Origin of the sequence: Streptomyces sp. ADI96-02, assembly GCF_003846185.1 — a bacterium.
In the GTDB taxonomy this organism is placed as follows: Bacteria; Actinomycetota; Actinomycetes; order Streptomycetales; family Streptomycetaceae; genus Streptomyces.
Map to the genome: position 1 here is coordinate 243,952 of NZ_ML123034.1, position 22,407 is coordinate 266,358.

Here is a 22,407-nt window from a genome sequence, read left to right on the forward strand (position 1 = left end):
ACGAACCGGGGTCGGTCCTTTGGCCGGGCGGGGCGGGTCAGTGCGGCGGGGCGGTGTTCCGGGCCCGCTGTTCGGCGAGGCCGCGGTGCAGTTCGGCGGCCTCCTCGGCCCGGCCCAGCCGATCCAGGCAGTGCGCCACGTCCTGCCGGGCGGCCAGGGCGTCCGTGTGGTCGGGCCCGAGGACCCGGTCCAGCGCCCCGGCGACCGTGCGGTAGACCGTCAGGGCCTCGGACCAGCGGCCGAGCCAGCCGAGCGAGACGGCGACCTCGCGGCAGCTGGTCACGGTGTCCGGATGGTCGGGGCCGAGGGTGCGCTCCCGGATCGCGCAGACCTCGCGGGCCTCGGCCAGCGCCTCCTGCCAGCGGCCCATCCGCCCGAGGTTCACGCCCAGTCCGTGCCGGGCGCGCAGGGTCTCGGGGTCGTCGGGGCCCGCCGCCCGGGTGCGGTCGGCCACCAGGGACCGGTAGAGCTCCAGGGCCTCAGCGCTGCGGCCGAGCCGGCCGAGGCCGATGCCGGCCTCGTAACGGGCGGCGAAGGTGCCGGGGTGGTCGGCGCCGAGGACGCTCGCGCGGGCGCGGGCGATCTCCTGGTACGCCTCCAGGGCCTCCGCCCAGCGACCGAGCCGGCCCAGGGCGTACGCCGTTTCGTACCGGCTGGCGAGCGTGTCGGGGTGATCGGCGCCGAGCAGGCTCGCCCGCTCGGCGGCCACCGCGCGGTGCGCCTCGCCCGCCTCCACCCAGCGTCCCCGGCGGCCGAGGCGGATTCCCTCGCCGTGGCGGCGGGCGAGCGCGGCGAGCAGCTCGGGCGAGGGCGTCGGCCGCGGCGGGGGTACGGCGGCGGGGCCGGTGGCCGAGGCGGCCACCGTCCAGCGGCCGGTCAGCCCGGCGGCCGGGTCGGCGAGTCCGCCGAGGTCGAGGGGGCCGGTGGCCTTGGGTCCGGCGGTCATGGAACGGGTCCAGGCGGGCAGCGCCCTCTCACGGGCGGCCGGGGAGCGGACGGGGTGCGCGAGGGAGACGGGCTGCACACCGGTGCGTCCGAACACGATGCGGCGGCGCAGGTCGCCCGCGTCGGCGGGCCGCTCGTCGGGGGTCTTGGCCAGCAGGTCGAGGACCACCCGGTCGAAGAACGGGGGCAGTTCGGCCCGGCGGGAGCGCGGCGGCTCGGGCGGGGTGTCGCGGTGGCCCACGAGGACCGCCCAGGGGTCGTCCTGGTCGAACGGCGGCGCCCCGGTGGCGATCTCGTACAGCACGCAGCCCAGTGAGTAGAGGTCGCTGCGGTGGTCGATCTCGCCGCCGCCGATCTGCTCGGGCGACATGTAGTGCGGGGTGCCCATGGCGATGCCGGTGCCGGTGAGGCGGGAGGTGAAGCCGATGTCGCGGCCCAGGCGCGCGATGCCGAAGTCGCAGATCTTCACCGTGCCGTCGGTCAGCCGCATGATGTTGGCGGGCTTCAGGTCGCGGTGGACGATGCCCTGCCGGTGCGTGTGGCCGAGGGCGTCGGCGACCTGTTCGGCGATGTCGACGACATGCTCGACCGGCAGCGGGTCGCGGGCGTTCTCCTCCAGGAGCTGGCTCAGGTTGTGGCCCTCCAGCAGCTCCATGACGAGGTAGAGGACGCCCTCGTGCTCGCCGAAGTCGTGGACGACGGTGATGCCCCGGTGCTGGAGGGAGGCGGCGACCCGCGCCTCGCGGCGGAAGCGTTCGCGCAGGATCCGGGTGAAGGACTGGTCGTGCTGCGGGCCCATGGGCTTGAGGCACTTGACGGCCACCTGGCGGCCCAGCGACTCGTCGCGGGCCCGCCACACCTCGCCCATGCCGCCGCGCCCGATCACTTCGAGCAGCCGGTACCGGCCCTGGATCAGACTCGTCCGCGCCATCTGCTGGTTCACGCCCTCGTTGCTCCGCCCGCTGCCGCCGCGCCCTCCCCGGCCCGTCCAGTATGGCGGGCTCCTCGCGGAGCCTGTACGGGGCGGGGCGGCCGGGCGTGGGGACCGGCCGGCCGGTTCGCGTCCTCAGCGCCGGACCCGCGGCATGCCCAGGCCGATCCAGGAGATGATCTCGCGCTGGATCTCGTTGTTGCCGCCGCCGAAGGTGAAGATCACCGCGGAGCGGTAGCCGCGTTCGAGTTCGCCGTGGAGCACCGCGCCGGCCGAACCCTCCTTCAGCGGGCCGGCCGAACCGGCGATCTCCATCAGCCACGCGTAGGCGTCCCGGCGGGCCTCGGAGCCGTAGACCTTGACCGCCGAGGCGTCCTGCGGGGTGAGTGTGCCGTCCTGGAGGGCGGCGACCATCTGCCAGTTGAGGAGTTTCATCGCGTCGAGACGGGTGTGCGTGCGGGCGAGGAGGGACCGGACCCAGCCGAGGTCGATGACCCGGCGGCCGTCGGCGAGCTTGGCGCCGGCGGCCCAGCGCTGGACGTCGTGCAGGGCGCGTACCGCCATCGTGCCGTGGGCGGCGAGGGTGACGCGCTCGTGGTTGAGCTGGTTGGTGATGAGCCGCCAGCCCTTGTTCTCCTGGCCGACGCGGCGGGAGGCGGGGACCCGGACGTTCTCGTAGTAGCTGGCGGTGGTGTCGTGCGAGGCGAGGGTGTTGATCAGGGTGCAGGAGTAGCCCGGGTCGCTCGTGGGGACCAGGAGCATCGTGATGCCCTTGTGCGGGGGTGCGTCGGGGTCGGTGCGCACGGCGAGCCAGACCCAGTCGGCGGTGTCGCCGTTGGTCGTCCAGATCTTCTGGCCGTCGACGGTGTAGTGGCCGGTCGTCTCGTCGCCGTCGCGGACGGCGCGCGTGCGCAGGGCGGCGAGGTCGGTTCCGGCGTCCGGTTCGCTGTAGCCGATCGCGAAGTCGATCTCGCCGGAGAGGATCTTCGGCAGGAAGTAGGTCTTCTGCTCGTCGGTGCCGAACCGCATGATCGTCGGCCCGACGGTGTTCAGGGCCATCAGCGGCAGCGGCACGCCCGCCTGGGCCGCCTCGTCGAAGAAGATGAACTGCTCCATCGGCGTCAGCCCCCGGCCCCCGTACTCCTTCGGCCAGCCGACCCCCAGCCAGCCGTCCGCCCCGAGGCGGCGCACGGTCTCCCGGTAGAAGCGCTTCTGGGCGGCGGGCTCGGCGTAGCGCGTGGAGGCGTCGTCGGGTACCAGGGCGGCGAAGTACGTGCGCAGTTCGGTGCGCAACCGCTGCTGCTCAGGCGTGTATTCGAGGTGCACGGCCCCTCCAGAGTCTCGCGTTCGCGTCGCCCGTGTGCGGCGGCGCACACAGTAGAACGCGTTGCAAGAATTCGGAAGGGCCGTGCCCGGTCCGTGCCGTCAGCGCTTCACGGCGCGCAGCACGACGAACTTGGGGTCGCCCGCGACCGTCGTGCAGTTCCCGAAGATCCGGCGCAGCCGGGTGTGGTGGGCGAGGTGGCGGTTCCCCACCACCCACAGCTCGCCGCCCTGCCGCAGGGCGGCGCGCGCGCCGAGGAACATCGTGCGGGCGGTGGCGTCGGTGGTGGCCTGGTGCGAGTGGAACGGCGGGTTGTTGAGCACCAGGTCCGCACTGCCCGGGGCCAGGTCGGCGATCCCGTCGCCGACCAGGAAGTCGGCCCGTGCGCCGTCCGGGGCGCTGGCCCGGAAGGTCTCCTCGGCCGAGGCGACGGCCGCGTAGGACTCGTCGGTGAACGTGAGGTGCGCCTGCGGGTTGCCGAGCGCCGCGGCGAGGCCGAGGACACCGTTGCCGCAGCCCAGGTCGACGACCCGGTCCGCTCCGGTGCGCGCGGGCAGGTGGCCGAGGAAGAAGCGGGTGCCGATGTCGAGGCGTTCGGCGCAGAAGATCCCGGCGTGGTTGACGACCGTACGGCCGGAGACGGGGCCCACGTCGGCGGGCAGGGCGTAGCGGTGGGGCCACGGGCTCGGCGTACGCGGCAGAGCGGGGTCCGGGGTGCAGAAGATCAGCCGGGCCTTGCGCACCGCGAGGGAGGTCCGCGTCGGGCCGATGATCCGCTCGAAGAGCTTGAGCGTGGAGGTGTGGATCTCCTTCACCATGCCGGCGGCGACGACCACCGTGCCCGCGTGGACGGCCGGCGCGATCCGGTGGAGCTGGTCCTCCAGGTAGGCCAGGGACTTCGGCACCCTGATCAGCAGGACGTCGACCCGGTCGGGCGGCGTCTCGCGCGAGGTCAGCAGGCGCGCCGCGGCCGGGTCGGCCCCGTTGCGCTCCAGGTTGGCCTGGGTGGCGCGGCGGGCCAGGTAGGAGTCGCTGATCTGCACGGGCCGGTGCGCGGCGAGCGCGGTGGTCAGCGCTCCCCACCGGTCCCCCACGACGGCCACCGCCCCGGAGAGGTCCACCGGCCCCGCCTCGGGGTCCGTGAGCCGCCGCAGCAGGTATTCGTCGGCGGCGTCCCACGCCCGGAACGGATCGCGTGGGTGCTCGGGGAATCGGGTGAGCTGGAAGGCGCCCTGTGACGTCGTCAAACGGTTCATCGTGGCACTCAGGCTAGCCGAGGGGCCCGGGGGCGCCCCACACGCTCCCCGGGCCCCCGTCCGCCGGCCCCCGCGGGGCTCCCCGCCGGGCACGCCCCACGGGCGCGGGGCGGGTCGGCGCCCGGGTCAGGGCAGCAGTCGGTCGACGGCCGACCGGCCGTCCTCGGCCAGCCTGCGCCGGGCCCATTCCAGGTTCCGCGGGTTCAGGTCCCGCCCGGAGGCGAGCACCAGGTCCTCGGCGGTGGGCCGCTCGACGGCCCCGGTGTGCAGCAGCCGGTCGGGGGTGACGCCCTCCTGGCCGGACGCTTCGGCGGATACGGATTCCGGCTCTTCGCTCATGCCGCCTCCTGGTGTCCTCGCGACAGTCCTTCCGGTAATTCTGACGCCGGGCGGACCCGGCCGCATCCGAAGCCGCCGCGCGCCGCAGGGCGCCTCCCGGTCGCCCGGCCCGCCGCGAGCACCGGCCGGGCACCCTCACTTGACCTGCACATGATAGGTACGCAGCGTTCACACGCGGGCCGCGGCGCGTGTGGAAGGCTCCCGGCTGACCACACATCGCACGGCCGTCGCGGCTCCGCCCCCACCCAGGGCCGGCCCCGTGACGCCCGCGTCCCGAGAGGACACCCCACATGTCCCGTCGCCATCTGTTCTACGCGCGTCCACTGCTCGCCACAGCGGCTGCCGTCACCGTGCTCGCGGGCACCGCCTCCGCGGCGCCCGCCGACACACCGCCCGACCGGCCGGCGACCACTGCCGCCGCCCTCGACGACACGTACTACCAGGACGCCGTCGGCAAGACCGGCGCCGAACTGAAGGACGCCCTGCACACGATCATCAGCGACCAGACCACGCTCTCCTACAGCCAGGTCTGGGACGCTCTCAAGGTCACCGACGAGGACCCGGACAACCCGTCCAACGTGATCCTGCTCTACACCGGCCGCTCCCAGTCCAAGAGCGACAACGGCGGCGACGCCGACCAGTGGAACCGCGAGCACGTCTGGGCCAAGTCGCACGGCGACTTCGGCACCTCGACCGGTCCGGGCACCGACATCCACCACCTGCGGCCGGAGGACGTCTCGGTCAACTCCGCCCGCGGCAACAAGGACTTCGACAACGGCGGCGGCGAACTCGGCGAAGCGCCGGGCAACTACACCGACGGCGACTCCTTCGAGCCCCGCGACGCGGTCAAGGGCGACGTGGCGCGCATGATCCTCTACATGGCGGTCCGCTACGAGGGCAACGACTCCTTCGCCGACCTCGAACCCAACGAGCAGGTCGACAACGGCTCCGCGCCGAACATGGGCAAGCTCTCCGTGCTGAAGCAGTGGAGCCAGGAGGACCCGCCGGACGCTTTCGAGAAGCGCCGCAACGACGTCATATTCGAGCAGTTCCAGCACAACCGGAACCCGTTCGTCGACCACCCCGAGTGGGTCGGCGAGATCTGGTAGCAGTCCGGGTCACCCCTCCTCGGCCAGGGCCCGCGCGCAGCCTTCGACGGCATCCTCGCGGGTGGCGTAGCGCGGCAGGTCCTGGCCGGTGCCCTCCCGGACGACGTCCGGCGGGCCCAGCACGTCGCGCGGATCGACGACCGCCGCGCGCCGCCCGTCCTGCGCGAGCCGGGCGAGCCCGCGGTGCAGCATCGCCAGGGCCACCGGGTCGACGGACACGACGTCGCGCAGATCGAGGACGACGGAGCCGCTCTGCTCGAAACCGGTCTCGTCCAGCGCGTACAGCACGCGTTCGGCCGCGGTGAAGTCGATGGCTCCCTGCGCGACGGCGACGCCGACGCGTTCGCGCAGGGCCCGTTCGTGTTCGGCCGGCGGCGCGGAGGGCAGGTCGTCGGCCGTGGTGACGAGCGTGACGGTGGAGCCGGGCAGCGCCGGGTTGCGCATGAGGTGGAGCCCGTAGCGCTCCGAGAGCACCCCCAGTGCGGCGTGGCCGCGCACCGAGGTGCCGGTGGTGTCCAGCGGCGGGCTGTAGGAGGCGAGGCCGAAGCGGGCCGGTCCCACCGCGATCAGGCCGCCGGAGACGCCGCTCTTGGCAGGCAGTCCGACCCGCAGCAGCCAGTCCCCCGAGCCGTCGTACATACCGCAGGTGGCCATGACGGCGAGGACCTGCGCCGCGACCCCGGCGGGGACGACGGTCTCGCGGGTGACCGGGTTGACGCCGCCGTAGGCGAGTGTCGCGGCCATCGTGGCGAGGTCGACCGCGGTGACGCGCACCGCGCACTGCCGGAAGTACAGGTCGACGGCGGTCACGGGGTCGACGGGCATCGTGCCGGCGCTGCGGATCAGGTAGGCGAGCGCGCGGTTGCGGTCGCCGGTCGCGGACTCGGAGGCGAACACCTCGTCGTCCACGTCCAGCTCACGCCCGGCGAACCGGCTCAGGCAGCGCAGGATCCGGTCGAAGGCAGGCTCCTCGGCGGTGTCCGGGACGAGCGCGGTCGTGACGATGGCCCCCGCGTTGACCATGGCGTTGGCCGGGCGGCCGGTCCCCGGTTCCAGGCTGATGGCGTTGAACGCGTCGCCGCTCGGCTCCGCGCCCACCCATCGGCCGACCTCGTCGAGGCCGAGCGCGGACAGGGCGAGGGCGTAGACGAACGGTTTGGAGACCGACTGGAGGGTGAACGGCGTCTCGGCGTCGCCCGCGCTGTAGCGGTGGCCGTCCATGCTGACCAGGGCCAGCCCGAAGGCGTCGGGGTCGGCGAGGGCCAGCTGCGGGATGTAGTCGGCGGGCCGCCCCCCGCGTACGGGGCCGAACTCGGCGTGCAGTCCGCGCAGCGCGTCGGTCACCGCGTCGGCGGCGCTCACCCCGGTCCGCGCTCGGCCTGGGCGACGCGCGGGAAGGTCGTGACCCCGGCGGCCTCGCGGCTGTTGGCCTGGACGCTGACCGTGTCGTCCGGCGGGACGTTCTCCACGCCCACGACGACCGTGTCCAGGACCTGGTCCCGCGCGTCGACGAACTCGACCTTCACGGCGTAGAACGCGGGCTCCTCCGTGTCGTTGGTGACGCGGACCAGCGCGCTGCGGACCTCGGCGGAGGGTCCGGCCGGCAGCCCGGTCACCGAGACGTCCTCGACCGCGTTCCCCTCGCCCCGGACGCCTTCGAGGCGTTCGACCGCGATCCTGCGCAGGCGCTCTGACTCGGCCGAGGCGGAGGCGGCGAAGCTCCTGCCGGTGCGGGGGCCCGGACTGGCGGGCGGTGACTCCGCGGGCGCGGGGGTGAGCGTGCGCACGCCGGCGTCGGCGCCCTCGCCGCCGGAGCCGGAGTCGCAGGCGGCGGTCGAGGCGACGAGGAGCGCGGCGGCCACGGCGGGGCCCAGGGCGCGGGCGGTACGGCGACTGCCGCGCATCCGGCGAGCGGGAGGGTTCGCTTTCACGGACGGTCCGTCCAATCGGGAGGAGGGGGTTCGTCGGGCGCGGCCGGTCGGGCGGCGGGCGCGGTGGGGCCGGACGGTCGCCCCGCCACGTCCGCACCGCGCACGGGGACATACCGCGCACGGGGACATCACGCACTCCTCCCGCGCTCGACCGACCGCTCGATGATCACCAACTCGCCCATATTAGGATCAAAAGGTATGAATTGACTCGTCGAAGCATCCGCTTCCCACGGGAGCGGGCCCCAGCCCGGGAGGCAACCATGGACACGGACGCGCTGACCGCCGACCTGTTGCGGGAGCTGCGGGCGCCCCGCCCCTATCCGGCCGTGTCCCTGACCATGCCGACCCACCGGCAGGCCCCCGACAACGCCCAGGACCCGGTCCGCCTGCGCAATCTCGTGGCGGAGGCGGGCCGCCGGCTGGACGCCGATCCGCGGGCCGGGCGGGACACCGCCGCCGCGATCAGGGCCCAGCTCGAACGGGCCGCGGCCGACGTGGATCCGCGCCGGGCCCTGGACTCGCTGGTCGTCCTCGCCTCGGCCGACGAGTACCGGATCTGGCAGCTGCCGCGCACCACGCCCGAACGGGTGGTCCTCGGCGACACCTACCTCACCCGCAACCTGGTCGCGGCGAAGGCCCGGGCCCGCTCCTTCCGCGTGCTGACCGTCGCCGGCGACCACGCCACCCTGTGGAGCGGCACGGCCGACGCCGTCCGGGTGGAGGAGACCGGCGGCTTCCCGCTGAGCGCGCCGAAGGAGCCGCCGAACCCGCAGCGCGAGGAGCGGATCGGCGACACGCCCAGCACCTTCACCGACGAGGAGACGCGGAACTTCTTCCGCACGGTCGACGAACGACTGCGCGCCGTGCTCGCCGCGGACCCGCGCCCCCTGTACCTGCTGGGCCTGGCACCCGCCCTCGCCCTGCTGGACGAGGTCGGCCAGGGCTCCGCCACGGCGGCCGGTCGGGTGGCCAAGGGCGCCCCGGCCGACCTCCCGGCCGCCGACGTCCTCGCCGAGGTGCGGCCCGCTCTCGCGGAAGGCGCCCGGCAGGCCGCCGCGGAGATCGACCGCCGCCTCGACCACGCCCGGGGCAGGCGCTCCTTCGCCGGCGGGCTCGACGAGGTGTGGGCCGCCGTCCGGGAGGGCCGGGCGGGGCTGGTCGCGGTCGAGGAGCACTTCCAGACCACTGTCCGGGTCACCGGCGGACACCTGGAGCCGGTGGCCGGGGACGAGGCGCGGCAGCCGGACGACCGTGTCCGCGAGGACATCGTCGACGAACTCGTCGAGGCGGCGCTGGACAGCGGGGCCGACGTGGCGTTCGTCGCGGACGACTCGCTGGCCGGGCACGGCCGGATCGCGGCGGCGCTGCGCTACTGACGCCGGCGGCCCCGGGGACCGCGCCGCGGTCAGCCGAGGCGGCGGACGGGCCGTCCGTCGAGGTAGGCCCGGATGTCCTCGACCGCCTGGCCGTAGTACGTCTCGTAGTTGGCGCGCGAGACGTAGCCCAGGTGCGGGGTGGCCAGCAGGCGCGGGGCGGTGCGCATCGGGTGGCCGGCCGGCAGGGGCTCGGCGTCGAACACGTCGACCCCGGCCCCGGCGATCGTCCCCGCGTGCAGGGCCGCGAGCAGGGCGTCCTGGTCGACGATCGCGGCCCGCGAGGTGTTGACCAGGTAGGCGGTCGGGCGCATCAGGGCGAGCTCGGCCGCGCCGACGAGCCCCCGGGTGCGTTCGCTCAGCGCCAGATGGACGGAGACGAAGTCGCTGGAGGCCAGCAGCTCCTCCTTGGACGCGGCCCGCACCGCGCCGGCCTCCCGGGCGCGCTCCTCGGTGAGGTTCCGGCTCCAGGCGGCCACGTCCATCCCGAAGGCCGCCGCCACCCGCGCCACCCGGCCGCCGATCCGGCCGAGGCCCAGCAGACCGAGCCGGCGGCCGTACAGATCAGCGCCCAGCGTCGACTGCCAGGGCCCGCCCGCCCGCCCGCAGGGCGTTGGCCTCCGGCACGATCCCGCGCGCCAGGCCGAGCAGGAGCGCCCAGGTCAGCTCCACGGGCGGGGCGGAGGAGCTGGCGGTACCGCAGACGGTGACGCCGCGCCGCTCGGCGGCGGCGAAGTCGATCACCGAGTTGCGCATGCCGGAGGCGACCAGCAGCCGCAGCCGGGGCAGCGCGTCGAACAGTTCCGCCGGGAACGGGACCCGTTCGCGCAGGGTGACCACGATCTCGAAGTCCGCGAGACGGGCGGCCAGTTCCTCCCGTGTGGCGGGATGGTCGGCGAAGGTGACGACGTCCACGTCCGCGGCGACGGGCGACCAGTCGACGACGGTGGTGGCGACGGACTGGAAATCGTCGAGCACGGCGCAGCGCGGCTTCACGGGGGCTCCCTCCGGCGGGGCGGGCGGTCGACGCCCATGATCGCCCATCGGGCCGCCCCGGTCACGGGCCCGGCCGGACGCCACGGCCGGGAAGGCGCGGGATCAGCCGCTCCACTTCCAGTCGGTGACCTCCGGCAGGTCGACGCCGTGTTCGCGGATCCAGGCGTGGTGGCGGGTGCGCACGTCCGCCATCGCCTGGCGCACGGCGAGGGCGCGGACGCCGAGACCGGGCACCCGGTCGATGACGTCCATGACCAGCCGGTAGCGGTCGAGGTCGTTGCGGACCACCATGTCGAACGGGGTGGTCGTGGTGCCCTCCTCCCGGTAGCCGCGCACATGCAGGTCGGCGTGGCCCGCCCGGCGGTAGGCGAGGCGGTGGATCAGCCATGGATAGCCGTGGTAGGCGAAGATCACCGGCTTGTCGCGGGTGAACAGCGCGTCGTACTCGGAGTCCGGCATGCCGTGCGGGTGGTCGCCCTTCGGCAGCAGCCGGGCGAGGTCGACCACGTTGACCACGCGGACGTGGAGCTCGGGCAGGTGGCGGCGGAGCAGGTCCGCGGCGGCCATCGTCTCCAGTGTGGGCACGTCGCCGGCGCAGCCGAGCACCACGTCCGGTTCGCGGCTGCCGTCCTCGGTCCCGGCCCACTCCCAGGCGCCGGCCCCGCGGGCGCAGTGGGCGCGGGCCTGGTCGAGGGTGAGCCAGTCGAAGCCGGGCTGCTTCCCGGCCACGACGACGTTGACGTAGTCCCGGCTGCGCAGGACGTGGTCGGCGACGGAGAGCAGGGTGTTGGCGTCCGGCGGCAGGTAGACGCGGACGACCTCGGGGCTCTTGTTGAGGACGTGGTCGACGAACCCGGGGTCCTGGTGCGAGAAGCCGTTGTGGTCCTGGCGCCAGACGTGCGAGGTGAGCAGGTAGTTCAGCGAGGCGACGGGCCGCCGCCAGGGCAGCCGCCGCGAGGTGCGCAGCCACTTGATGTGCTGGTTGACCATCGAGTCGACGATGTGCGCGAACGCCTCGTAGCAGGAGAAGAGACCGTGCCGGCCGGTGAGCAGGTAGCCCTCCAGCCAGCCCTGGCAGAGGTGTTCGGAGAGCACCTCCATGACCCGTCCGTCGCGGGCGAGGTGTTCGTCGGTGGGCAGCGTCCGGGCCTGCCACGCCTTGCCGGTGGCGCGGTAGAGGTCGTCCAGCCGGTTGGAGGCGGTCTCGTCGGGGCCCACCACCCGGAAGTCGCGGCGCTCGCTCGTCGCGGCCATCACGCTCTCCAGCAGCCCGCCGAGCACCTGCGTCGGGGAGTGGAGGCCGGAGCCGGGCCGGTCGACGCGGACGGCGTGCTCCTCCAGGGCGGGCAGCGGCAGATCGCGCAGGAGCAGGCCGCCGTTGGCGTACGGGGTCGAGCCCAGGCGGGCGTCGCCCTCGGGCACGCAGGCGAGCACCTGCTCGGTGGGCCGCCCGGCGGAGTCGAAGAGCTCTTCGGGGCGGTAGGAGCGCAGCCACGCCTCCAATTGCCGCAGGTGGTCCTCGTTCTCCCGGACGCCGGGCAGCGGGACCTGGTGGGCGCGCCAGGTGTTCTCGACGGGCAGACCGTCGACCTCACGGGGACCGGTCCAGCCCTTGGGCGTGCGCAGCACGATCACGGGCCAGCGGGGGCGGCCGGTGGCGCCGTCCTCGCGGGCGGCCCGCTGGTGGGCGCGGATGCGGTCCAGGGCGGTGTCCATCGCGGCGGCGAGCTCGCGGTGGACGGCGGCGGGGTCGTCGCCGCCGACGTGGAGCGGGTCGTGCCCGTAACCGCGCAGCAGGTCGTCCAGTTCGTCCTCGGGCAGCCGGGCCAGGACCGCCGGGTTGGCGATCTTGTAGCCGTTGAGGTGGAGGATCGGCAGCACGGCCCCGTCGTGGACCGGGTCGAGGAACTTGTCGGAGTGCCAGGACGCGGCGAGCGGCCCGGTCTCCGCCTCGCCGTCGCCGATCACACAGGCGACGAGGAGGTCCGGGTGGTCGAATGCGGCCCCGTAGGCGTGGGCCAGCGCGTAGCCGAGCTCGCCGCCCTCGTGGATGGATCCGGGCGTCTCCGGGGCCACGTGGCTGGGCACGCCGCCGGGGAAGGAGAACTGCTTGAAGAGCCGCCCCATGCCTTCGGCGTCCCGGGTCACGTTCGGGTAGACCGCCGTGTAGCTGCCCTCCAGCCAGGCGTTGGCGAGGACGGCCGGACCGCCGTGGCCGGGTCCCCAGACGCACAGCGCCCGCAGGTCGCGGGCCTTGACGACGCGGTTGAGGTGGGTGTGGACGAGGTTGAGGCCCGGCGAGGTGCCCCAGTGGCCCAGCAGCCTCGGTTTGATGTCCTCGGGGACGAGCGGCCTGTTCAGCAGCGGGTTGTCCATGAGGTAGATCTGGCCCACGGCGAGGTAGTTGGCGGCGCGCCAGTGCGCGTCGAGCGCGGCCAGCTCCTCGTCGGAACAGGTCGTCGCCCCGGGGGCGGTCGGTGCTGCGGTCGGTGCTGCGGCGTTGCTCACGGAAGAGGTCTCCTCGAAGGGGTCGGACGCGGAGGCGGGCCGGGGTACCCCGTCACTCCTCGGGGCCGTACCAGAGGGTGGTGGCGTTGCAGAACTCGCGGATGCCGTGGCCGGCGAGCTCGCGGCCGTAGCCGGAGCGCTTGACGCCGCCGAACGGGAGGGCGGGGTGCGAGGCGGTCATGCCGTTGAAGAAGACGCCGCCGGCCTCCAGGTCCCGTGCGCAGCGCTCCTTCTCGGCGGGGTCCCGGGTCCAGGCGTTGGAGCTGAGGCCGAACGGGGTGTCGTTCGCGACGCGGATCGCCTCGTCCAGGTCGGCGACCCGGTAGAGCGTGGCGACGGGGCCGAAGGTCTCCTCACGGTGGACGCGCATGTCCGGGGTGATCCCGGCCAGGACGGTGGGGTCGTAGAACCAGCCGTTCTCCAGGCCGCCGCCGAGCGAGCCGGGCCGGCCGCCGCCGCAGAGGACGGCGGCGCCGCGCCGGACGGCGTCGTCCACCAGCTCCTCCAGGTCGGCGCGGCCCTGTTCGCTGGAGAGCGGCCCGACGTCGGTCGCCTCCTGGAGCGGGTCGCCCACGTTCAGCTCGCGCATGCCGGCGGTGAACCGCTCGGCGAACGCGTCGTACACGTCGGCGTGGACGATGAACCGCTTGGCGGCGATGCAGGACTGGCCGTTGTTCTGGACGCGTGCGGTGACGGCGGTGGCGGCGGCCTTCGCCACGTCGGCGGAGGGCAGGACCAGGTAGGGATCGCTGCCGCCCAGCTCCAGCACGGTCTTCTTCACCTCGTCGCCCGCGATGGAGGCGACGGAGCGGCCGGCCGGTTCGCTGCCGGTCAGGGTGGCCGCCGCGACGCGCGGATCGCGCAGGACCGCCTCGACGGCTCCGGAGCCGATCAGCAGCGTGCGGAAGCAGCCCTCGGGGAATCCGGCCCGCAGGAACAGGTCCTCCAGGTAGAGCGCCGTCTGCGGCACGTTCGAGGCGTGCTTGAGGAGTCCGACGTTGCCGGCCATCAGGGCGGGTGCGGCGAAGCGCACCACCTGCCAGAGCGGGAAGTTCCACGGCATCACGGCGAGGACGACGCCCAGCGGCCGGTAGCGCACCAGGGCGCGGGACGCGCCGGAGTCGTGTACGTCGTCGGGGTCCGGGTGCTCGTCGGCCAGCAGCCGTTCGGCGTTCCGGGCGTACCAGCGCATCGCCTTGGCGCACTTGGCCGCCTCGGCGCGGGCGGCCGTGACCGGCTTGCCCATCTCGACGGTCATGGTGCGGGCGATGGTGTCGCGGTCCTCGTCGAGGAGGTCGGCGGCGCGCAGCAGCCATTCCGCGCGCCGGGAGAACGGGGTGGTGCGGTACGTGCGGAAGGCTGTGTCGGCCTCGGCGAGCAGGCGCTCGATCCGGTCCTGGCCGAAGGGGTCGTAGGACGTGACGAGTTCGCCGGTCGCGGGGTTGACCGTCGCGATGGGCATGGGCGTGGCCTCCTTGCATCGGTACGTCGACGGTGCCGCGCGCGTCGCGGCGCGGGGTGCGGCTCCCTCCCGCACGTACCCGGCCGACGCGGATCATGCGTGCCGGAGCGGCACGGTTCCGGGTCGGCCGGTCGGAGGGGCGGTCTACACGGAGGCAGCGAGCGGCGTGCGGCGGTAGGCGCGGGCGCCGGGAAGCGGGACGTCCGGCCGCAGCCCCGCGGTGCGCGGGGCCTGCGCGTAGCGGGTGAACCAGACCACCTTGCCGCTCGCGGTCCGGCAGGTGCCCCAGCTGTCGCTGAGGGCCATCACCCGGCTCAGGCCGCCGCCGGCGGGCAGCAGCCGCGGCATCCGGGCGCTGTGGTCGGCGACGGAGACGGTGACCCGCCGTCCGGTCCAGCGGAGTTCGACGACGCATCTGTCGTCGCCGCCGGCGTGGCGGTGGACATTGGTCAGGAGTTCGTCCAGGGCCCGGCACACCGGCCGGGTATGGAGTTCGAGGCTCCAGCGGAGCAGTTGTGCGGCGACGACGCGCCGCAGCTGGGACGCGCGCTCTGCCGACACCTGCAGTTCGACCAGGCGGTGCCGGTCGAGTGGAACGGTCATCGTCGAGGCTCCTCCATCGCGAGGCCCACGGACTTCACCCCGTCGTACCAACGACCCCCGAGCACGAAGCGTGAGCGTCTGTCACTTCTGGGTCACTCATCAGGGTGACCCCCATGCGGTGGATCCGCAACAGATGAGGTATCGGCGCTGGTCGGCCGCGTCCGGGGGCTCGGGCGCGGCGGTCACAGCAGGTGGTCACAGCAGGTGGTCACAGCAGATAGGGAAGGATGCGGTCGGGGGTGAGGGGGAGCTCGCGCAGCCGGGCTCCGGTGGCGTGGCGGACCGCGTTGCCGATGGCGGCGGCGGTGCCGACGATGCCGATCTCGCCGATGCCCTTGCTGCCCATCGGGTTCAGGTGGCGGTCGTCCTCGTCGATCCAGTGCGCCTGGATGTCGGGCACGTCGGCGCAGGCCGGCACGTGGTAGGCGGCGAGGTCCTTGGCCGTGAAGTCGCCGAAGACCCGATCGAGGGCGCTGCCCTCGGTCAGCGCCATGCCGATGCCCATGACCATGCCGCCGGTGAACTGGGAGCGTGCGGTGCGGGCGTTGAGGATGCGTCCGGCGGCGTACACGCCCAGGAGCCGGCGCACCCGGACCTCCCCGGTGACGGCGTCGACGGCCGTCTCGGCGAAGTGCGCGCCGAAGGCGTGCCGCGCGTACGGGGAGTCGCCGGGCGACTCCTCCTCGGTGTCGGCGGTGACGGTGAGCCCTTCGGCGGGCAGCGGGCCGCGGTGTGCGGCGACGCGGCGGGCCAGCTCGGTCGCGGCCTTGTGCACCGCCCAGCCCCAGGAGGCGGTGCCGGAGGAGCCCCCGGCGATCGGGGCGGCGGGCAGGTCGCTGCTGCCGATCACGGCCTCGACCCTCTCCGCCGCGGTGTCGAGCGCCGCGGCGGCGATCCGGGCGAGGACGGTGCGGGCTCCGGTGCCGATGTCGGTGGCGTTCACCTCGATCCGGAAGGACCCGTCCGCCGCCGCGTGGGCGGTGGCGCGGCACGGCGAGACGAGCACGGGGTAGGTCGCCGAGGCGACGCCCGTACCGAGCAGCAGGCGGCCCTCCTGGCGGGCGGCCGGGCGCGGGTCCCGCCCGGCCCAGCCGAAGCGCCGGGCGCCCTCGCGCAGGCAGGCGGCGAGGCCGCGGCTGCTGAAGGGCCGTCCGCTGTCCGGTTCGGTCGCCGGGTCGTTGCGCAGCCGCAGTTCGACCGGGTCGAGGCCCAGGGCGGAGGCGAGTTCGTCCATGGCGGACTCCAGCGCGTACATGCCGGGGGCCTCGCCCGGGGCACGCATCCAGGAAGGACTGGGGACGTCCAGGGCGGCCACCCGGTGCACGGTGCTGCTGTGCGCGGAGCCGTACATCACACGGGCGGGCACGGCCGCCTGCTCGACGAACTCCTTCACGGTGGAGGTGTGCGTGACGACCTCGTGGGAGACGGCCGCCAGGACGCCGTCGAGATCGGACCCGAGCCGCACCCGCTGCACCGTGGGCGCGCGGTGGCCGACGACCTCGGCCAACTGGCCTCGGGGGAAGACCATCTTCACCGGGCGGCCGGTGCGCCGCGCCGCCATGGCGGCGAGCACGGCCTGGGGCCGGGTGGTGCCCTTGGAGCCGAAGCCGCCTCCGACGTGTTCGGAGACGACGGTGATGTGCGCGGGGTCGAGCGCGAAGGCGCGGGCGAGGGAGTCGCGCACCGCGGTCGAGCCCTGGCTGGAGTCGTGGACGGTGAGGTGGCCGTCCGTCCACCGGGCGGTGGCGGCGTGCGGCTCCATGGGGTGGTTGTGCAGCGGCCCGAGGCGGTAGGTCGCGTCGATCTGCACCGGGGCGGCGGAGAACGCGCGGGCGAAGTCGCCGCGCTCGCGCACGGCCGGGTGGCCGCCGTTGGCCTGTTCGGGGGTGTAGAGGCCCGGATGGTCCTCGGTCAGCGTCACGTCGTGCGGATCGCGTTCGTACTCCACGAAGACGTTCCCGGCGCCCTCGCGCGCGGCCTCGGCGGTGTCGGCGACGACCAGGGCGACCGGCCAGCCGTGGTGCGGGACGCGGTCGTCCTGGAGCACGGCGAGGATCGGGTCGTCGGCTTCGGCGAGCCGGGGCGCGTTGTCGTGGGTCAGGACGGTAAGCACCCCGTGGACGGCGAGAGCGTCGGTCGTCCGTACGGCGGTGACCCGGCCGGCGGCGACGGCGGCCGGGACCGGCCAGGCGTACAGGCAGCCGGGCGGGGTGTGCTCGGCGGCGTAGCGGGCGGTGCCGGTGACCTTGTCCCGGGCCTCCCTGCGGACGTCGGGCGCGCCGGAGAACTGCGGGGCGAGGGTCATGGCGACGGGTCCTTAGGTGGGTCGGGCGGGCGGACGGAGGCGGGCCGGGCGGGCGTTCAGCCGGCCGGCGCGGTGGACGCGCCGGTGAGCTCGCCGAGCACGTCGAGTGCCAGCCGGCGTGCGAGGTCGACCTTGAAGCCGTTGTCGCGCAGCGGCCGGGCGTGGGCCAGTTCGCTCTCCACGGCCCTGGCGAGGGACGCGGCGGTGGCGGGCGCGCCGAGCAGTTCCGCCTCGGCCCGGGTGGCGCGCCAGGGGCGGTGCGCGAGGCCGCCGAAGGCCAGCGCCGCGTGGACGACGCGCCCGGCGTCCACCCGGACGACGGCGGCGACGGAGGCCAGGGCGAAGGCGTACGAGGCCCGGTCGCGCGCTTTGCGGTAGCGGGAGACGGCGCCGGGGACGGGGGGCGGCAGCACGACGTCGGTGATGAGTTCGCCGGGTCTGATCACGGTGTCCTGGTCCGGGTTCTCCCCCGGCAGCCGGTAGAAGCCGGTGACGGGGACGGTCCGTTCGCCCTCCGGTCCGATCAGGAGCACGGTCGCGTCGAGCGCGGCGAGGGCCACGGCCATGTCGGAGGGGTTGGTGGCCACGCACTCCGGGGAGTGCCCGAGGACGGCGAGGTCGCGGTGGGCGCCGTCGCGGGCGGGGCAGCCGGAGCCGGGGAGGCGTTTGTTGCAGGGTTTGGCGACGTCCTGGAAGTAGGGGCAGCGGGTGCGCTGGAGGAGGTTGCCGCCGGTGGTGGCCGTGTTGCGGAGCTGCCCGGACGCCCCGGCCAGCAGTGCCTGCGAGAGGACGGGGTGGTCGTGGCGCACGTCGGGGTGGGCGGCGAGGTCGCTGTTGCGCACGGTGGCGCCGATGCGCAGTCCGCCGTCCGCCGTCCGGGTCACCCGGTCCAGCGGGAGCCGGCCGACGTCGATGAGGAGGCCGGGCTCCTCGACGCCGAGTTTCATCAGGTCGACCAGGTTGGTCCCGCCGCCCAGGAACCGGGCCCGGGGACCGCCCGCGCAGAGCCGGACGGCTTCGTCGGTGGAGGTGGGGCGCAGATAGCCGAACGGTTTCACGGCGTCACGTCCTCGATGGCCTCGACGATCCGGGGATAGGCGCCGCACCGGCAGAGATTGCCGCTCATCCGCTCGCGGATCTCGTCCGCGCCGAGGACGGCGGGTGCGGTGGGGACGGAGTCCGGCGGGGTGACGTGCGAGGGGAAGCCATCGGCCGCCTCGCCGATCATGCCGAGGGCCGAACAGATCTGTCCGGGCGTGCAGTAGCCGCACTGCAAGGCGTCCCGCTCCACGAACGCCCGCTGGAGCGGGTGCAGTTCGTCGCCGTCGGCCAGGCCCTCCACGGTGGTGAGCGCCACGCCGTCCTGGGCGACGGCGAGCAGCAGGCAGCTGTTGGCGCGCCGGCCGTCGACCAGGACCGTGCAGGCCCCGCACTGGCCGTGGTCGCAGCCCTTCTTCGCGCCGGTGAGCCCCAGGTGCTCGCGCAGCAGGTCGAGCACCGTGGTGCGGTGGTCGAGCGTCAGGGTCGTCTCCGTGCCGTTGACGTGCAGGGTGACGGGGGAACGTTCGGCGAACACCGGTTCCGGTGTGATGCCCGGTGCGGCGGCGAGGGAGTCCATGGAAGGGGCGCCTTTCACTCGGGGGCCGGTCGCCCCTCGGTCACGGCCGCGCCGGCGGGCTCGGCCGGCGGGTTCTCAGCGGTTCTCCAGGCGCATCCTGACCTCCTGCTCCTGGTCGCCCGCCGCGGTGCCGACGACGCTGACGGCGAAGGCTCCGGTGAGGTGGTCGCGCAGCCGGTCGACGGCCCAGTAGCCGCCCTGGGCGTCGACCGTGACCGGTCCGGACAGCCTCACGGGCTCGGCCACGGCCTGCGGCTCGGTGACGTCGACGGTGGTGGCCCAGACGGTCGGACGGGGGCCCGCGGCCTCTACGGGGGTGTCGGCCGCGGGACGGTCGGAGGAGAAGGCGCTGCCGAGCACGTCGAAGACGGTCCGCGCGTCCTTCTGGTCGCACCGGCTCAGCGAGACCAGCACCTCCCGGCCCGCCGGGTGGTCGTCGCTCTGTTCCGGGGTGCTGTTCACCGTGGTTCCTTCCGTCGGGTGTGCCGGCCTTCGGGGCTCCCTCCAGGCTCACCCCGCGACCGGGCGACGGCGACACGAGGCGTCCTGGAGAGGGATGGGGTTCGCGCGGAGCGGGCGGGAGAGCCGCTTGCGGCCACGGCTGCCGGTGTGATGGTTGGTCCGATCACCGCATAAAACGCTTTTCACGTCAGATACCCATAAAACATGAATTGATGTACCCAGCCGTCTGGCCCCTTCCCCCGGGGGTATGCGGCAGACATGGACGTAACGAACGGAGCCAGGGATCTGCTCGCCGCCACTCTCGCGGACGGCGCGGGCGCTCTCGGAGTGGTGCTGCCCATCGCGGCCGTCGCCCTGATCGCCCTGCTGATCGGCGGCTTCTGGTGGGGGATGCGCAAGCGGGACGCCGAGTCGCCGCCGCCCCTCCCCCACGAGCAGCCGGTCAAGCCGGAGCACCGCAGCCACATCGACGCCACGGACCAGCACGGGAAGGACCGCTTCCCCGAGAGCGGCCGGGCCCTCTCCCCGTACGAACTGAACGACCACGGCAACGAGCCGCTGCCGCCCGGCTCGGAACAGCCGCGCGACTGAAGCGGTCCGCGCCCAGCGGGCGGGCGTCCCGGGCGGGCATCCCGGGCGGGCGTCCCCGGCGGGCCTTCGCGTTGCGGGACCGGTCGGGGCGGCCGAGGCTGGTGCAGGAACGCGTCGGCCGAGCAGGAGGCCGCACGCCCGAAGAAGGCTGGGGACCATGACCGGAAGCGACCCCCGTACGGCCACCCCGGCGGCTCCGCTGACGGGCCCGGCCGCACCGTGCTGGGTCACGCTCATGACCCGGGACCTGGCGGAGGCGCAGAGCTTCTACTCGGCCGTCCTGGGCTGGACGTTCCGCCCCGGGCGGCTGGGCGCCGAGTTCTCGGTGGCCCGGCGCGGCGATGTTCCGGTGGCGGGCGTCTTCGCCGTCTCCTCCGCCTACCAGGTCGCCGTGGCCTGGACGCCGTACTTCGCGGTGGAGGACGCGGACGTGGCGGCCTCCCGGGTCCGGGAGCGCAGCGGCACCGTGGCCGTGGGCCCGCTGACGGTGGGCAAGGGCCGCGGCGTGCTGGCGTCCGACCGGGACGGAGCGCCGTTCGGCCTCTGGGAGCGGACCGAGCCCGCCACCTCGCCGCCGGCCCCCGACGACCACGCCCACGCCTGGTTGCGGCTGCGGACGCGCGACGCCTTCGACGCGGCGATCTTCTACGGGGAAGTACTCGACTGGGCGAGCGGACGTCCGGGCGGTTGCGACGTCGCCTACGAGGGCGGCGAGGTGATCGTGCGGTGCGACGGGCGACCGCTGGCCCGGATCAGCTCCGGGGCGGTGGCGGCGGCCGTCGATCCGCTGGTGCGTCCGCACTGGCAGGTGCAGTTCCCGGTGGCGGACCTCCCCGCGACGGTCGCCGCCGCACAGCACCACGGGGGCGCGCTGATCGAGGAGCGCAGCGTGCTCGGGGGCACGGAGTCGACGCTGCGGGACCCGGACGGCGCGCTGTTCACGGTGACCGACGTGCGCGGCCCGCTCGGCCCCGTCGGCTGACCCCGCCGGACCCGCTCAGCCGCCCGCGCCGCCGCGCCGCGCGGCGCCGGACGCCGCGCCTTCGCCGGACCGCTTTCCGCCGCCCGGTCCCGAACGGCCGCGGGCCAGCGCCCAGAGGGGAAAGACGAACCAGCAGATCACGAACCACAGCGCCATACCGCCGACGAGCCACAGGGCGAGCTGGTTGTGCAGGGCCACCCGGAGGATCAGCAGCAGCGTCGAGCACATGGTGCAGAACAGCAGGACCAGGCCCAGTATGGTCAGCCGCGAGGCCCATATGACCGTCTCGGGCTTCATCCGCCGGCCCGTCAGCAGCCGGTGGTACGAGACGGGGCCGATGAGCGCCGCCGCCGTCGCGGAGCCCAGAAGGACCGTCACCACGTAGATGTCGCGGTCGGTTTCGCCCAGTTCGGCGAAGCGCTGTTGAAAGACCACGGCGAGCAGGAAGCCGAAGAGGATCTGCACCCCGGTCTGGGCCACGCGCAGTTCCTGCAGGAGCTCGCTCCACTGCCGGTCCGCCCGCTCCTCCTCGGTCTCCCGCCGTCCGTCGTCCGGTCTCGCTTCCACAGGTGAACTCCTCCTCGACGCGACCGGCGTGCACTCGGGCGTGCGTTCGATGCCGGGCCTTCCACGTGCCCCGTCGCACGTGGCTCAATCACGACGGGCGCCGGGCCGCCGCCTGGCCCCGGTCCCGGCGCGCGCCTAGGATCTTGCTCGGGGCAGCGCGTCGGTCACCGGCCCGGTGGGGCGTGGAGGCAGCCCGCGAGGTGCCCGTGGGAGGGATTCCACCGTGTCGGTCGAGTTGAATCACACCATCGTCTGGTGCCGTGACAACCGGAAGTCCGCCGAGTTCCTGGCGGAGGTCCTGGGCCTGAGCACCGGGGCGGAGACGGGCCCGTTCGTCCCCGTCGTCCTGGCGAACAGCGTCACGCTGGACTTCGCGACGGTCGACGAGGGGCCGATCGCCTCGCAGCACTACGCCTTCCTCATCTCCGAGGCGGAGTTCGACGCGTCGTTCGCCAGGATCGAGGAGCGGGGCATCGCGTACTTCGCCGATCCCCACATGAGGCGGGCCGGTGAGATCAACCGGAGCGACGGTGGCCGCGGCCTGTACTTCCGCGACCCGGACGGCCACAGCATGGAGCTGATGACCCGCCGCTACGGCGGCTGAGCACCGCGTGGCGGGCCGGTCGGCAGCAGGAACGCGGGCCGGTCCCACTGGACCGCGGGCGGGTTCGCGCGCACCGTGCCGGCGGGCTCGGCGCCCACACTGCGGTAGAAGCCCTCGGCGGGCGGATGGGCGACGATCCGGACGGCGTGGAGCCCGGCGCGCCCGGCCTCCTCGCGCAGATGGCTAACGAGCAGCCGTCCGACGCCCCGCCCCTGCGCCTCGTCGGCGACGAACATCAGGTCGATTTCGGGCGGATCGAGGACCAGTGCGTAGAAGCCGAGGACCCGGTCCGTGGCCTCGTCGGCCGCGACGAACACCCGATGGACCGCGATGTAGTCCGGTCCGACCCGGTAGCCCTCGACCATCGGCGCGTACGGGCCCTCGTAGGCGCGCGAGGTCCGCACCAGACGGGTGAGCCGTTTCGCGTCACCCGCGACCGCCCGGCGGATCACGGCACCGGGGCGGTGCGCGCTCCGTCGTCCGTACGCCGTCATACCCGCC

Annotated in this window: 20 protein-coding genes and 1 pseudogene; 5 read left to right on the forward strand and 16 right to left on the reverse strand. The window is 74.1% G+C overall.

Going from position 1 to position 22,407, the window contains the following annotated elements; all coding sequences use genetic code 11:
* Positions 1-37: 37 nt before the first annotated feature.
* The 4 genes from EES43_RS01035 to EES43_RS01050 all read right to left on the reverse strand — a co-directional run bounded on the left by EES43_RS01035 (position 38) and on the right by EES43_RS01050 (position 4,795).
* Entirely contained in the window at positions 38-1,876 is a 1,839-nt protein-coding gene (locus EES43_RS01035; RefSeq protein ID WP_124271731.1) for a serine/threonine-protein kinase, read from the reverse strand.
* 135 nt (positions 1,877-2,011) lie between these two features.
* Complete coding sequence (locus tag EES43_RS01040; RefSeq protein WP_124266878.1) at positions 2,012-3,202, reverse strand: acyl-CoA dehydrogenase family protein; 1,191 nt, start codon at positions 3,200-3,202, stop codon at positions 2,012-2,014.
* A 99-nt stretch (positions 3,203-3,301) separates the two neighbouring features.
* Positions 3,302-4,456, reverse strand: a complete 1,155-nt coding sequence (locus tag EES43_RS01045) for a methyltransferase (protein ID WP_124266879.1) — start codon at positions 4,454-4,456, stop codon at positions 3,302-3,304.
* Between the two features lie 126 nt (positions 4,457-4,582).
* Positions 4,583-4,795, reverse strand: coding sequence for a hypothetical protein (locus EES43_RS01050; RefSeq protein WP_124266880.1), 213 nt, complete (start codon positions 4,793-4,795; stop codon positions 4,583-4,585).
* Positions 4,796-5,085: 290 nt separating this feature from the next.
* Here EES43_RS01050 and EES43_RS01055 point away from each other — a divergent pair, with 290 nt between their 5' ends.
* The gene (locus EES43_RS01055; protein WP_124266881.1) at positions 5,086-5,904 is read left to right on the forward strand and encodes an endonuclease I family protein; all 819 of its coding nucleotides are present in this window, start codon (positions 5,086-5,088) and stop codon (positions 5,902-5,904) included.
* Between the two features lie 9 nt (positions 5,905-5,913).
* On the opposite strand, the gene glsA is transcribed toward EES43_RS01055, so the two are convergent.
* Together glsA and EES43_RS01065 are read right to left on the reverse strand one after the other, a co-directional pair.
* Complete coding sequence (glsA, locus tag EES43_RS01060) at positions 5,914-7,266, reverse strand: glutaminase A (RefSeq protein WP_124266882.1); 1,353 nt, start codon at positions 7,264-7,266, stop codon at positions 5,914-5,916.
* Positions 7,263-7,808, reverse strand: a complete 546-nt coding sequence (locus tag EES43_RS01065; RefSeq protein ID WP_124266883.1) for a hypothetical protein — start codon at positions 7,806-7,808, stop codon at positions 7,263-7,265. The genes glsA and EES43_RS01065 overlap by 4 nt, the downstream gene beginning before the upstream one ends.
* Before the next feature lie 287 nt (positions 7,809-8,095).
* Here EES43_RS01065 and EES43_RS01070 point away from each other — a divergent pair, with 287 nt between their 5' ends.
* Positions 8,096-9,211, forward strand: a complete 1,116-nt coding sequence (locus EES43_RS01070; RefSeq protein WP_124266884.1) for a baeRF3 domain-containing protein — start codon at positions 8,096-8,098, stop codon at positions 9,209-9,211.
* Between the two features lie 29 nt (positions 9,212-9,240).
* Here EES43_RS01070 and EES43_RS01075 read toward each other — a convergent pair.
* The 8 genes and pseudogenes from EES43_RS01075 to EES43_RS01110 all read right to left on the reverse strand — a co-directional run bounded on the left by EES43_RS01075 (position 9,241) and on the right by EES43_RS01110 (position 19,162).
* Positions 9,241-10,204: pseudogene (locus EES43_RS01075) on the reverse strand (D-2-hydroxyacid dehydrogenase family protein).
* A 102-nt stretch (positions 10,205-10,306) separates the two neighbouring features.
* Positions 10,307-12,712 (reverse strand): phosphoketolase family protein, encoded by a 2,406-nt coding sequence (locus EES43_RS01080; protein ID WP_124266885.1) that lies wholly within the window; start codon positions 12,710-12,712, stop codon positions 10,307-10,309.
* 52 nt (positions 12,713-12,764) lie between these two features.
* The gene (locus EES43_RS01085) at positions 12,765-14,174 is read right to left on the reverse strand and encodes an NADP-dependent succinic semialdehyde dehydrogenase (protein ID WP_124266886.1); all 1,410 of its coding nucleotides are present in this window, start codon (positions 14,172-14,174) and stop codon (positions 12,765-12,767) included.
* A 144-nt stretch (positions 14,175-14,318) separates the two neighbouring features.
* Positions 14,319-14,777 (reverse strand): ATP-binding protein, encoded by a 459-nt coding sequence (locus EES43_RS01090; protein ID WP_124266887.1) that lies wholly within the window; start codon positions 14,775-14,777, stop codon positions 14,319-14,321.
* Positions 14,778-14,985: 208 nt separating this feature from the next.
* A complete protein-coding gene (locus tag EES43_RS01095) occupies positions 14,986-17,082 on the reverse strand; it encodes a xanthine dehydrogenase family protein molybdopterin-binding subunit (protein ID WP_124266888.1) in 2,097 nt (698 codons plus the stop codon).
* A gap of 56 nt (positions 17,083-17,138) precedes the next feature.
* The gene (locus EES43_RS01100; protein WP_124266889.1) at positions 17,139-18,140 is read right to left on the reverse strand and encodes an FAD binding domain-containing protein; all 1,002 of its coding nucleotides are present in this window, start codon (positions 18,138-18,140) and stop codon (positions 17,139-17,141) included.
* Positions 18,137-18,700: a 2Fe-2S iron-sulfur cluster-binding protein gene (locus EES43_RS01105; protein ID WP_124266890.1), complete on the reverse strand. Its 564-nt coding sequence runs from the start codon at positions 18,698-18,700 to the stop codon at positions 18,137-18,139. Before EES43_RS01105 ends, EES43_RS01100 begins: the two co-directional genes overlap by 4 nt.
* Before the next feature lie 75 nt (positions 18,701-18,775).
* On the reverse strand, positions 18,776-19,162 hold the full coding sequence (locus tag EES43_RS01110) for a hypothetical protein (RefSeq protein WP_124266891.1): 387 nt from the start codon (positions 19,160-19,162) through the stop codon (positions 18,776-18,778).
* Positions 19,163-19,420: 258 nt separating this feature from the next.
* Here EES43_RS01110 and EES43_RS01115 point away from each other — a divergent pair, with 258 nt between their 5' ends.
* Positions 19,421-19,753, forward strand: coding sequence for a DUF6479 family protein (locus EES43_RS01115; RefSeq protein WP_124266892.1), 333 nt, complete (start codon positions 19,421-19,423; stop codon positions 19,751-19,753).
* Between the two features lie 157 nt (positions 19,754-19,910).
* Complete coding sequence (locus EES43_RS01120) at positions 19,911-20,735, forward strand: VOC family protein (RefSeq protein WP_124266893.1); 825 nt, start codon at positions 19,911-19,913, stop codon at positions 20,733-20,735.
* Positions 20,736-20,750: 15 nt separating this feature from the next.
* Here EES43_RS01120 and EES43_RS01125 read toward each other — a convergent pair whose 3' ends face one another.
* Positions 20,751-21,302 carry a DUF6328 family protein gene (locus tag EES43_RS01125; protein ID WP_124266894.1) on the reverse strand — a complete coding sequence of 184 codons (552 nt, stop codon included), beginning with the start codon at positions 21,300-21,302 and terminating at the stop codon, positions 20,751-20,753.
* 223 nt (positions 21,303-21,525) lie between these two features.
* Here EES43_RS01125 and EES43_RS01130 point away from each other — a divergent pair, with 223 nt between their 5' ends.
* Complete coding sequence (locus EES43_RS01130) at positions 21,526-21,906, forward strand: VOC family protein (RefSeq protein WP_124266895.1); 381 nt, start codon at positions 21,526-21,528, stop codon at positions 21,904-21,906.
* On the opposite strand, the gene EES43_RS01135 is transcribed toward EES43_RS01130, so the two are convergent.
* Entirely contained in the window at positions 21,894-22,400 is a 507-nt protein-coding gene (locus EES43_RS01135) for a GNAT family N-acetyltransferase (protein WP_124266896.1), read from the reverse strand. The two genes, EES43_RS01130 and EES43_RS01135, sit on opposite strands and share 13 nt — an antisense overlap.
* Positions 22,401-22,407: the final 7 nt, after the last annotated feature.